Source organism: Rhizobium sp. NFACC06-2 (assembly GCF_900101425.1).
GTDB lineage: Bacteria > Pseudomonadota > Alphaproteobacteria > Rhizobiales > Rhizobiaceae > Agrobacterium > Agrobacterium leguminum.
The window spans coordinates 1-10,204 of sequence record NZ_FMVA01000033.1 but is presented as its reverse complement, the minus strand read 5'-3'; the positions used below and the strand labels follow the sequence as shown (position 1 = coordinate 10,204).

The window sequence follows — 10,204 nt, the reverse complement described above, 5'->3', positions numbered from 1 at the left end:
CCGGTATTGGCGATGCGGACGGCTTTTTGTGTCGCGGCATCGAAAAGATCCAGATGTGCCTTTGAGACGTCGCATCCGATGTAAACAGGGTGTACCATGGCAAGCCTCATCCTGTGCTACGAGGTCCGCGCTCACGGCCTCCATCAACTGTTCAGGTTGGGATCATCAAGAGCGGGCGGAGGTCCAAAAGCCAGCAGGCGGTCTCTAACGACCAGGATTCCGACGGCCTTCCGCCCGCACTCTACATAGCACAAATCCAATACACAGGATTCCGGCTCAAGGCCGGAATGACGGAGGGTGACCGCTCACACAAAGCGCCCGCCGTCTCATTTGCTCTTCCTCAAAAAACCCAATGGAATAAAAATTCCATTGCAGTTAAAGTGCACACGATTTCAGTCTGCACAAAGGAACGACAATGACGGCAATCGAGGCGCCAGAATCCGTAAAGGCTTTTGAGGAGCGGCTGCTCCAGGTCGCGGAGGGTTTGCCGAAACGATTGCGGCAATGCGCCGATTATGTCGCTTCCAATCAGGATCGCATCGCCGTTTCCACCGTCGCCGAAATGGCGGAAGGGGCTGGCGTACAGCCCTCGGCCTTCATGCGTTTTTGCCAGATCATGGGCTTTTCCGGCTTTTCGGAAATGCAGCGGCTGTTCCGTGATTCCTATGTCGGCGGCTGGCCGGATTATGCCACGCGACTCGACCATTTGCGGGAAAAGGGCGATGAAAGCGCTTCCGGCCTGCTTGCCGAATTCGTGGAAGCCGGCCGTTCCTCGCTGGAAATGCTGCTGAAATCGGTCGATACCCGCCAGCTTGACGAGGCGGTTTCGGCGCTGGCGAAGGCGCGCACCGTGCATATCATCGGTCTGCGGCGCTCTTTCCCCATTGCCAGCTATCTGGCTTACGCGTTCGAGAAGATGAAGGTGCCGGCGGTTCTGCACAGTGCGGTCGGCGGGCTCGGCAATATCAGCGCCATTTCCCGCGACGACGCGCTGATCGCGATCACCTTCTCGCCCTATTCCACTGAGACGCTGGAACTGGCGGAAAACGCCCGCGTCAACGGTATTCCGGTCGTGGCCCTTTCCGATTCCGCCGTCAATCCGCTGCGGAAATCCGGTGCGACGCTGCTGACCGTCACCGAGATCGATTTCGGCGCATTCCGCTCGCTTTCCGCCACGCTCTGTCTGGCCATTACGCTGGCCGTGGCTGTGGGAACCCGCAAAACAGCCTGAATATTTTTATTGAAAACGGAAAAAATAGAATTTATGATCCAAATCCATGAAACGGGCATTCCATAATCGTCCGTCTCGTGACGAACGAAAATGAGCGGAGGAGGCTCATCGGAGCGGGATGGCGAAAGATGCGGGCGATCGTCGCCTGAATGCCGCTCCAGACATGTGAGGCAGACCGTACCGAGGTGCGGTGCTAAGGAGGAACCTTTTGAAAAAACTTGATCTCATCACGATCGGGCGCTCGTCTGTCGATCTGTACGGTTCGCAGGTCGGCGGCCGTCTGGAGGACATGGCCTCCTTTGCCAAATATATCGGCGGCTCTCCCACCAATATCGCAGCCGGCGCTGCGCGCCTCGGGCTCAACAGCGCCGTCATCACCCGTGTCGGCGATGAACATATGGGCCGCTTCATCCGTGAACAGCTGGTGCGCGAAGGCGTTGACGTGCGCGGCGTGAAGACCGATCCGGAGCGGCTGACCGCGCTGGTGCTGCTCGGCATTCGTGACCAGAACCAGTTCCCGTTGATTTTCTATCGTGAAAACTGCGCCGACATGGCGCTCAGCGAAGACGATATCGATCCCGCTTTCATCGCCGAGGCGGCTTGCGTCTGCGCCACCGGCACGCATCTGTCGCATCCGAAGACGGAAGCGGCCGTGCTGAAGGCGCTGAAACTCGCCCGCGAAAATGGCGCGAAGACCGCGCTCGATATCGATTATCGGCCCAATCTCTGGGGTGTGGCCGGCCATGGCGATGGCGAGAGCCGTTTCGTCGAATCGCAGAAGGTCACCGCCAAGCTGCAATCCACCCTGCATCTCTTCGACCTGATCGTCGGCACCGAGGAAGAGTTCCACATTGCCGGCGGTTCCACCGATACGCTGACCGCGCTGAACGCCGTGCGCAAGGTCTCGACTGCGACGCTGGTGTGCAAGCGCGGCCCGATGGGTGCTTCGGTCTTCACCGGCGAAATTCCTGCCAGCCTCGACGATGGCGAGACGGGTGAAGGTTTCCCAATCGAGGTCTTCAACGTTCTCGGTGCCGGCGACGGCTTCATGGCCGGGCTGTTTCGCGGCTGGCTGCGCGGCGAAGACTGGCCGACGACGCTGAAATATGCCAACGCCTGCGGCGCCTTCGCCGTCTCCCGCCATGGATGCACGCCCGCCTATCCGAGCTGGGAAGAACTGCAATATTTCTTCAAGGCCGGCATTCGCAACAAGGCGCTGCGCAAGGACGAGGCGCTGGAGCAGGTGCACTGGTCGACCAACCGGAAAGGCGACTGGGACACGATGCGCGTCTTCGCCTTCGATCACCGCATGCAGCTGGAAGCCATCGCCGACGAGCTTGGCGTCAAGCACGAGCAGATCGGCGCTTTCAAGAAACTCTGCCTTGAGGCTGCGCAGCATGTTGCAGGCGACAGGCCGGGTTACGGCATTCTCTGCGATGGCCGTCTCGGACGTGACGCGCTGTTTGCCGCCAGCGGCTCGGGCCTGTGGATCGGTCGCCCGGTGGAATGGCCGGGTTCGCGCCCACTGACGCTGGAACCCGATCTCGGCAAGGATTTCGGCGGTCTTTCCGAATGGCCGCTTGAAAATGTCGTCAAGGTTTTGTGTTTCTATCATCCCGACGATACGGATGAGATGCGCGCCGCGCAGGAAGAGACGGTCATGCGCCTGTTCCAGGCGACACGCCGCAACCGGCTGGAAATGCTGCTGGAGGTCATTCCCTCCAAGGTCGGCCCGACCGACGATTTGACCGCCGCCCGCATCATCGAGCGCTTTTACGAAATCGGCGTCTATCCCGACTGGTGGAAGCTGGAGCCGATGAAGACCCGCGCCGCATGGAAAAACGCCTGCGACGCTGTGCATCGCAACGATCCATACGTGCGGGGCATCGTCGTTCTTGGTCTCGACGCGCCGCAAAGCGAACTGGAAGAGAGCTTCCGCCTTGCCGCCGGTTTCGATCTGGTCAAAGGTTTCGCCGTTGGCCGCACGATTTTCGCGGATGCCGCCCGCAGCTGGCTCGGTGGCAAGATGACCGATGAGGAAGCGGTCAGGGATATGGCGCAGCGCTATACCAGCCTGTGCCGCATTTGGGATGAGGCGCGCGCCAAAAAGGGAGAGGCAGCGTGAAGACAATCAGATTGACGGCTGCGCAGGCCATGGTTCGTTACCTGGCAGCGCAGATGAATGAACATGGCGAAACCTATATCGCCGGCATGTGGGCCATTTTCGGCCATGGCAATGTCGCCGGCATCGGCGAAGCGCTGTATGGCATCAGGGACGAGCTGCCGACCTATCGCGGCCAGAACGAGCAATCCATGGCCCATGCTGCCATTGCCTACTCCAAGCAGCTGCGCCGCCGCCGCGCCATGGCGGTCACCTCGTCCATCGGCCCCGGCGCGGCAAACATGGTGACGGCGGCAGCGCTGGCCCACGTCAACCGCCTGCCCGTCCTGCTGATCCCGGGCGATGTTTTCGCCAATCGCGGTCCGGACCCCGTGCTGCAACAGCTCGAAGATTTCGGCGACGGCACCATGACGGTGAATGACTGCTTCCGTCCCGTCAGCCGCTATTTCGACCGCATCATGCGGCCGGAACAGTTGCTCACCGCCCTTCCCCGCGCGATGCGCACCATGACGGACCCGGCCGATTGCGGCCCGGTAACGCTCGCCTTCTGCCAGGATGTGCAGGCGGAAGCCTATGATTATCCCGAAAGCTTCTTCGAAAAGCGGGTCTGGCGCCAGCGCCGTCCTGAGCCGGATGTGGTGGAATTCGAAGAGGCCGTCGCTGCGCTCAAGGCGGCGAAGAACCCGATCATCGTTGCCGGCGGCGGCGTGCATTTTGCCGGCGCTACCGAAACCCTGAAGCGCTTCGCCGAAACCCATTCCATTCCCGTCGTCGAAACGCAGGCCGGCAAATCGGCATTGGCGTGGGATCACGATCTCAATTTCGGTCCTGTCGGCGTCACCGGTGCGGAAAGCGCCAATATCATCAGCGAAAAGGCCGATCTGGTCTTCGGCGTCGGCACCCGTTTTCAGGATTTCACCACCGGCTCCTGGGCGCTGTTCAAGAACCCCAACCGCAAAATCCTGGCGCTCAACGTTCAGCCCTATGACAGCGCCAAGCACGATGCGATCAGCCTGACGGCGGATGCGAAGATCGGGCTTGAAAAGCTCTCCGCAGCACTTGGCAGCCACCGTTTTGCGGCGCCGGATGCCGGTCTCAAGGCTGCATGGTTCAAAAAGGCCGATGCCGATACGGCGGCACCGGGCGAGGACAATGCCAACAGCCTGCCCACCGACATGCAGGTCATCGGCGCGGTGCAGCGCCAGTCGCGTGACAATACCGTCGTCATGTGCGCGGCCGGCACCATGCCGGGCGAACTTCACCAGCTGTGGAAATCCAAGCTGCCGCTCTCCTATCACATGGAATACGGCTTCTCCTGCATGGGCTATGAGGTTGCCGGCGGCCTCGGCATCAAGATGGCGGAACCGGACCGCGACGTGATCGTCATGGTCGGCGACGGTTCCTACATGATGATGAATTCCGAGCTTGCGACATCGGTTGCCATGGGCGTGAAGATCACGCTCGTCATCACTGACAATCGCGGTTACGGCTGCATCAACCGCCTTCAGATGGAAACCGGCGGCGCGGAGTTCAACAATCTCTACGCCCACACCAACGTCAACCCGATCGCCATCGATTTCGTGGCCCATGCGGGCTCGATGGGGGCTGATGCGCGCAAGGTTTCCACCATAACCGAGCTGGAAGAGGCGCTTGCGGCAGCCCGTGCCTCCAGCCGCACCACCGTCATCGTTATCGATACCGACCCTTACCCGACGCCGCAGGCCGGCGGTCACTGGTGGGATGTCGCGGTGCCTGAAGTTTCCGACCGCGCCGAAATCGGCCCGGCCCGCGTCCGTTATGAAAACCATGTCAAGGAAAGACAGTAAGATGATCCGTTACGGAACCAACCCGATTGCCTGGTCCAACGACGACGACCGCACGCTGGGCGCGCATATCAGCCTCGAACAATGCCTCGATGAAACCGCCAAGATCGGTTTCGACGGCATCGAGAAGGGCCACAAGTTCCCGACCGAGCCGGAAGGCCTGAAGGGCGTGCTTTTGCCGCGCGGCCTCTCCTTCGTCTCCGGCTGGCATTCGCTGAACCTTCTGACCGACGACATCGAGTCCGAAAAGAAGGCGATGCAGCCGGCGCTTGACCTGCTGAAGGCCATGGGCTCTAAGGTCATCATCGTCTGCGAGACCTCCAATGCCATTCACGGCGATGACAACAAGGCGCTGGTCGACCGTCCGCGCCTTGCGGCCGAGGACTGGGCGAAATTCGGCGCGGGCGTCGAGGCGCTGGCCGCCTTTGCCGCAGAACAGGGTATCACCCTCGTTTATCACCACCACATGGGAACGGTGGTCGAGAGCGAAGAGGAAATCGATCTCCTGATGAAACACACCGGCCCGAAGACGCATCTGCTGCTCGATACCGGCCATTGCCTGTTCGGCGGCGGCGATCCCGTGCGCGTTGCGCAGAAATACATGGGTCGTGTCGGCCATATCCATGCCAAGAACGTGCGCCCTGCCATTGCCGATCAGGTTCGGGGTGAGCGGCTCTCCTTCCTCGAAGGCGTGCGCCGCGGCGTGTTCACCGTTCCCGGCGACAGCGAAGGCGGCGTGAACTTTCCGCCGGTGCTGAAGGTGGCGGCCGAGCATGGTTATAGCGGCTGGCTGGTGATCGAGGCCGAGCAGGACCCTGACGTGCGCAACCCGTTCGAATATCAGAGCCTCGGGCTAAAATCGCTGAAGGCGTTCGCGCGCGAGGCAGGGCTGGATAAGGCTGAGGCTGCTTGAGCTGAACCGATAACGGGCGGCATACCCCGCCCGTCATACCGGCCTTGAGCCGGTATCCAGCCAGCCCAAGTCCTTGGGCTGAAAAGAGTTGTCCCCGCCGCGCAGACGCGCGTCGGCTGGACCCCGGCTCAAGGCCGGGGTGACGAGACGGCAAGAACCGACGAACGACTGACCAAAAAGGAACACCACCATGACCTCACTTTTGCGCAAGCCGGTCGCGACCAGCGGCAAGGTGCACGATATCACGCCCCAAAGCGCGGATTGGGGTTATGTCGGTTTCGGCCTCTACCGCCTGAAGCCGGGCGAAACGGCGGCGGAAAACACCGGCGATACCGAAGTCATCCTCGTGCTGGTTGAAGGCAAGGCGACGATTTCCGCAGGCGGTAAGGATTTCGGTGAACTCGGCGACCGCATGAATGTGTTCGAGCGCAAGCCGCCGCACTGCGTCTATGTCCCCGCAGGTTCCGAATGGTCGCTGACCGCCACGACCGACTGCACCGTCGGTGTCTGCACCGCGCCCGGCGAAAAAGGCAGCCGCGAGGCGCAGCAGATCGGCCCGAACGGCGTGCAGCTCACCGAGCGGGGCAAGGGCGCCAATACGCGTTACATCTTCCCCATCGCCATGGAAGAGCGCGATGTGGCCGACAGCCTGCTGGTAACGGAAGTCTTCACGCCGTCGGGCAACTGGTCATCCTATCCGCCGCACCGGCATGATGAGGATAACTACCCAGACATGACCTATCTGGAAGAGACCTATTATCACCGCCTCAACCCGGCGCAGGGTTTCGGTTTCCAGCGCGTCTTTACCGAAGACGGTTCGCTGGATGAGACCATGGCGGTGTCGGATGGCGATGTCGTGCTGGTGCCCAAGGGCCACCACCCCTGCGGCGCGCCCTATGGTTATGAGATGTATTATCTGAACGTGATGGCCGGGCCGATGCGCAAATGGCGCTTCAAGAACCACCCGGATCACGACTGGATTTTCAAGCGGGATAATCCGTAAGGCATTTCAGGCAAACACCGCCGCCTCCTCATCCCTGGGCTTGTCACAGGGATCCAGCCAGCCGAAGTCCTTGGGCTGAAAGGAGTCTTTCCGTCGCGCAGACGCGCGTCGGCTGGATTCCTGTGATGAGGGAGTGCGCGAAGACACGTCTTGAGACCATCTCAGCACACAACAAACGCAATTAACAAATTGATTTTATTCCAATAATTCGGGAGGAGAATACCATGGCCGCTCTTGGCGTGGGCCTTATCGGCACCGGTTACATGGGCAAATGCCACGCGCTGGCGTGGAACAATGTCACCAGCGTCTTCGGCGATGTGGAACGCCCCCGCCTCGTGACGCTCGCGGAAGTAAATCCCGAGCTTGCCGCGAAGAAAGCCGCCGAGTTCGGCTTTGCCCGCTCGACGGGCAACTGGCGCGACCTGCTTTCCGACCCCGAGATCGACGTGATCTCGGTCACCACGCCCAACGCCTTCCACCCGGAAATGGCGATTGCCGCCCTTGAGGCCGGCAAACATGTCTGGTGCGAAAAGCCGATGGCGCCCGCCTTTGCCGACGCGGTGAAGATGCGCGATGCGGCCCGCCGCTCCGGCAAGGCGGCAGCGATGGGCTACAACTACATTCAGAACCCCGTCATCCGCCATATCCGCCGCCTGATCGACGAAGGCGCCATCGGCAGGGTCTATCACGTCCGCGCCGAAATGGACGAGGACTTCATGGCCGACGCCACCCAGCCCTTCTACTGGAAGAGCGAAGCCTCCTCCGGTTACGGCGCGCTGGACGATTTTGCCGTGCACCCTCTGTCCCTGCTCTTCGCCCTCTTCGGCCATGCCGAAAGCGCCATCACCGACATGGTGAAACCTTATGAAACCCGCCCGCTTGCCGGCGGTGGTGACCGCGCGGTCGAGACGCATGATCTTGCCAGCGTGCTCCTGAAGCTCGAAGGCGGCATTTCCGCCGTGCTCATCGCCAACCGCTCCGCCTGGGGCCGCAAGGGCCGCATCGCCATCCAGATTTATGGCTCCACCGGCTCGATCCTGTTCGATCAGGAGCGGATGAACGAGTTCCAGCTCTACACCACGGATGGACGCCCGGAAGAGCAGGGTTTCAGAACCATCCTCACCGCGCCGCACCACAAGCCCTATGACCGCTTCATCCCCGCCCCCGGCCACGGCCTCGGCTTTAACGATCTGAAGGTGATCGAATGCCGGGAACTGATCACGGCAATCGAGGGGAAAAAGGCCCATATCATCGATTTCGAGGAGGGCCTGAAGATCGAGCGCAGCATTCACGCCATGGCCCGGTCGTTTGCCGAAGGGCGATGGGTGGGAAGCTCGGAGATTGCGGAATAGAACGCCCACAAAGGACGAAAACCTCTCTTCCATCATACCGGCCTTGAGCCGGTATCCAGCCACGGCGCGTCTGCGCCGTGAGAAACAATTCTTTTGCGATCAAAGACTTGATCGCGCTGGACCCCGGATCAAGTCCGGGGTGACGGTGCGCGCGATTTGTGAGCGGACAAAGCCATTCGCCTCATCAGAGGATATTGGTCAGGGCCTGCCAACAGGCCTCACCCCTTGACCGGCGTTTCCGGCACCGGCGTCAGCACCTTGCCATCCCTGAACCAGCCGAGAATATTGTCGGCCACCAGATCGGCCATGGCGTTGCGCGTCGGGATCGAGGCGGAGGCGACATGCGGCAGCAGGGAGACATTCGGCAGCGACAGGAAGGCTTCCGGCACCTTCGGCTCGGCATAGAACACATCGAGACCGGCAGCACCCACAGCACCGCTCTTAAGCGCCTGCAGAAGCGCATCCTCATCGACGCTGGAACCGCGCCCGACATTGATGAACACGCCCTCAGGCCCCAGCGCCGTCAGGATTTCGGCGTTGATCGCCTTATGCGTTTCCGGCGTACCCGGCACGATGCAGATGAGGATATCGACGGCTTCCGCCATCTCCTTCAGCGAGCCGTAATAGGTGTAAGGGAGGCCATCCCGCTTGCTGCGGGTGTGATAACCGATCTCCACCTTGAAAGGCTCCAGCCGCTTGGCGATTTCCTGCCCGATGCGGCCCATGCCAAAGAGACCCACCTTGCGGCCGCGCAGCGAAAACGGCGACAGAGCAAAGGGGCCTTCGCCAACCCATCTGCCATCGCGCAACCAGGTCTCGGCCTGATAGAGGCGGCGCACGGTGTTGATCAAAAGCGCAATCGTCGTATCGGCCACCTCGTCGTTCAGCACATCAGGCGTATTCGTCACCACGATGCCACGCGTAGCGGCATGTTTGGCATCGACGCCATCATAACCCACACCGAAATTGGCGATGATCTCGAGCTTCGGCAGCGCATCGATCCATTTGGAGTTGACGACGCCGGAAACGGCAATGGCGTTAACACGCTCGGCCGCACCATCAGGCAGAACCGGCTCGGCGCCGGCAGGCACCGTGACGATCTCGACCTTGCCTTCGAGGCGTTCGAGAACGCGCGGGTTTATCTTGCCGGGAACGAGAACGACGGCCTCTTTGTCAGACATGAGCGGATATTCCTCCTGATAACATTCCGATAGCCGGAGCGGGTTTCAGGCGAACCTTTCGCCATCCCGCTCCTCTGGGCGGCGATCCTTTCAAACAAAGACGGCCGTGAAAAGGGCAATAAGGGGATGCTATGGGGGCAGACGGAAGTTTCATGCCTATTTTTTTAAGCACCCTCACCGTCATGCCGGACTGGATCCGGCATCCAGCGAGCCCAAGTCCTTGGGCTTAGAGAGTCTTTTCACCGCGTAGACACGCGGTGGCTGGCAACTGTATTGATGCATGTTGTTTCAAGCTGCTTGGAATGTGGTTTTATCCCTGAGCATGGCGTTTGCGATGACGAGCAGTTTGCGGGCGATGGCAATGATCATGACCTTGAACGGTTTGCCTTTGGCCTGCATGGCCTGAACCATGCGGGCGAATGGCGACTTTAACCGGTAGGCCACCAGCGCCGCCATGTAGAGGGCATCGCGAACGCGCTTTCGTCCGCCGCGGATATGGCGCTGGCCGCGGTGAATGCCGCTATCGGCATTGAAGGGGGCAAGGCCTGCAAGCGCCGCCATGCCGCCGGGCGAACTGTC

At 61.0% G+C, this 10,204-nt stretch carries 8 protein-coding genes; 6 read left to right on the top strand and 2 right to left on the bottom strand.

Going from position 1 to position 10,204, the window contains the following annotated elements; all coding sequences use genetic code 11:
- The first annotated feature begins 415 nt into the window (after nt 1-415).
- The 6 genes from F3H58_RS26830 to F3H58_RS26805 all read left to right on the top strand — a co-directional run bounded on the left by F3H58_RS26830 (nt 416) and on the right by F3H58_RS26805 (nt 8,444).
- Nucleotides 416-1,231, top strand: a complete 816-nt coding sequence (locus tag F3H58_RS26830) for a MurR/RpiR family transcriptional regulator (protein ID WP_149744419.1) — start codon at nt 416-418, stop codon at nt 1,229-1,231.
- A 208-nt stretch (nt 1,232-1,439) separates the two neighbouring features.
- A complete protein-coding gene (locus tag F3H58_RS26825) occupies nt 1,440-3,356 on the top strand; it encodes a bifunctional 5-dehydro-2-deoxygluconokinase/5-dehydro-2-deoxyphosphogluconate aldolase (RefSeq protein WP_149744418.1) in 1,917 nt (638 codons plus the stop codon).
- Nucleotides 3,353-5,179: a 3D-(3,5/4)-trihydroxycyclohexane-1,2-dione acylhydrolase (decyclizing) gene (iolD, locus tag F3H58_RS26820; protein ID WP_149744417.1), complete on the top strand. Its 1,827-nt coding sequence runs from the start codon at nt 3,353-3,355 to the stop codon at nt 5,177-5,179. The genes F3H58_RS26825 and iolD overlap by 4 nt, the downstream gene beginning before the upstream one ends.
- Before the next feature lies 1 nt (nt 5,180).
- Complete coding sequence (gene iolE, locus F3H58_RS26815) at nt 5,181-6,089, top strand: myo-inosose-2 dehydratase (RefSeq protein ID WP_149744416.1); 909 nt, start codon at nt 5,181-5,183, stop codon at nt 6,087-6,089.
- A gap of 190 nt (nt 6,090-6,279) precedes the next feature.
- The gene (gene iolB / locus F3H58_RS26810; RefSeq protein ID WP_003519834.1) at nt 6,280-7,092 is read left to right on the top strand and encodes a 5-deoxy-glucuronate isomerase; all 813 of its coding nucleotides are present in this window, start codon (nt 6,280-6,282) and stop codon (nt 7,090-7,092) included.
- A 224-nt stretch (nt 7,093-7,316) separates the two neighbouring features.
- Nucleotides 7,317-8,444, top strand: a complete 1,128-nt coding sequence (locus F3H58_RS26805) for a Gfo/Idh/MocA family protein (RefSeq protein WP_149744415.1) — start codon at nt 7,317-7,319, stop codon at nt 8,442-8,444.
- A gap of 218 nt (nt 8,445-8,662) precedes the next feature.
- On the opposite strand, the gene F3H58_RS26800 is transcribed toward F3H58_RS26805, so the two are convergent.
- Together F3H58_RS26800 and F3H58_RS26795 are read right to left on the bottom strand one after the other, a co-directional pair.
- Nucleotides 8,663-9,625: a 2-hydroxyacid dehydrogenase gene (locus F3H58_RS26800; RefSeq protein ID WP_149744414.1), complete on the bottom strand. Its 963-nt coding sequence runs from the start codon at nt 9,623-9,625 to the stop codon at nt 8,663-8,665.
- Nucleotides 9,626-9,913: 288 nt separating this feature from the next.
- Nucleotides 9,914-10,204, bottom strand: a 291-nt coding sequence (locus F3H58_RS26795; protein ID WP_149744413.1) for a transposase, incomplete at its 5' end; no start/stop codon positions are given.